We start from the raw sequence: 1706 nt of genomic DNA, 5'->3' as shown, positions 1-1706 counted from the left end.
GTGGTAGCTGATGTTGTCGCTGGTGATGACGACACTGCCACGTTGCCGGACGCCCCAGTAAGCGCCGGTGCGCTGGCGTTGCCAGAGGCTGAACGCGCCCACCCAGATACCGCCGCAGGCCGGGCGGCCGCATTGAGCCGTCGCCCGCAGGTGGTAGAGCCACAAGCGCAGGACGTGAGCAAGAACGACGCCCACGACGCGGGGAAAAGCAGCGCGGAAGCCAACGGCCCTGGTGCTGACGAATCCGCCGATCATCCCAGTAAACGCGGACGTAATTGGGCTCTAGCCGTCGTGGTGTTAATCCTGCTCGCCGGCGTAGTCGGCGGCGGTTGGTGGGCGTATTCGTCATCACAAAACAAGTACTACATCGCCACCACCGATTCTGATGAGCTGATCATCGAACGCGGCGTAGATTTTTCCCTATTCGGGCAAGACTTGCATGAGCCCTACCAGCGCGTGTGCTTGACCGTAAAAGACGAAGTACGCACCACCGATTTTGGCGAGAAACCCGCCGGCGATTGCCACCCATTTTCGTTGACAGACCTGCCGGGTTCCGTGCGCGGTTCGATCGATCACCTGGATTCCGGCTCTTATTCCGAGGTCACAGACCAGCTGCAGCGGTTATCCGATAAGGCGTTGCCGGTGTGCGTGAACCGCGCCGACAAAGCCGAGCACGCAGGCGCAGATTCTGCCGACGACGGTGGGCTTTCCACCCCGGGCGTGAACTGCAGGGAGGTGTCCTAAATGTCCCGAGTATTCATTCGCTCGACAGAACTAGGCTTGCTCATCGTCGCAGCCATCGCGTTTGCCGCCACTTTGGCCAGCTTTGAGTTGTCTCAGGGCGCGACGCTATCGGTGCAGTTTCTGTATTACGTCGGCGGGTTCGTCGGCGTGTTTGCCGTGGCGCATATCGCGCTGACGATCTGGGCGCCGTACGCCGATCAGGTCATGTTGCCGGTGGTCAGCCTGCTCAACGGGCTGGGTTTGATCATGGTATACCGCATCGACGCGGCAAAAGACTTAGGCCTGGCCAACCGCCAAATCATGTGGTCGGTGGTTGGCGTCGCACTGTTGATCGCGGTGCTGATCATCGTGCGGGATCACAAGGTGCTCACCCGTTATTCCTATCTGCTGGGTGCCCTGGGTTTGGTGTTGTTGGCGCTGCCGCTGGTGTGGCCGACGTCCATCAACGCCGATGCCCGCATCTGTGTTGTTGATGTTTTGCGCCCAATTGCTGGTGCAAAAACGCGCACTGTTTACCGTCGCGGGCTACCGATTTTTCGGTATTTCTTTCCCACGTCTGCGCGACCTCGCCCCGATCTTGCTGGTCTGGGCGATCGCGATTTTGATCATGGCGGTATCCAACGACTTCGGCCCCGTGCTGCTGCTGTTTAGCACCGTGCTGGGCATGCTGTTTATGGCCACCGGTCGCTGGTCCTGGCTGATCATCGGCTTGGGCCTGACCGCCGTCGGTGGCGCTTTTGTGTACTCGCTGTCGGCGAAAATCCAAGATCGCTTTTCCGCTTTCCGGAACCCGCTTGACGACGTCGACGGCACCGGTTTCCAGCTGTCTCAGTCCCTATTCGGCTTGTCCTGGGGCGGCGTCACCGGCACCGGTTTGGGCGAAGGACACCCCGATATCATCCCGGTGGTGTGGACGGACTTCATCCTCGCCGCCATCGGTGAAGAACTCGGCTTGATAGGTC

The 1706-nt window shown here is 60.3% G+C and carries 2 pseudogenes; both read left to right on the top strand.

Annotated features, from left to right (window positions below):
- Window positions 1-744: pseudogene (locus BKN05_RS12490) on the top strand (protein phosphatase); the annotation flags it as partial.
- Window positions 745-1706, top strand: a pseudogene (locus tag BKN05_RS12485) (FtsW/RodA/SpoVE family cell cycle protein); the annotation flags it as partial.

Origin of the sequence: Corynebacterium sp. S5S1 (genome assembly GCF_001913985.1) — a bacterium.
GTDB lineage: Bacteria > Actinomycetota > Actinomycetes > Mycobacteriales > Mycobacteriaceae > Corynebacterium > Corynebacterium marquesiae.
Note: the sequence above shows the minus strand (reverse complement) of the source record. Positions and strands in the feature narration are given on the sequence as shown.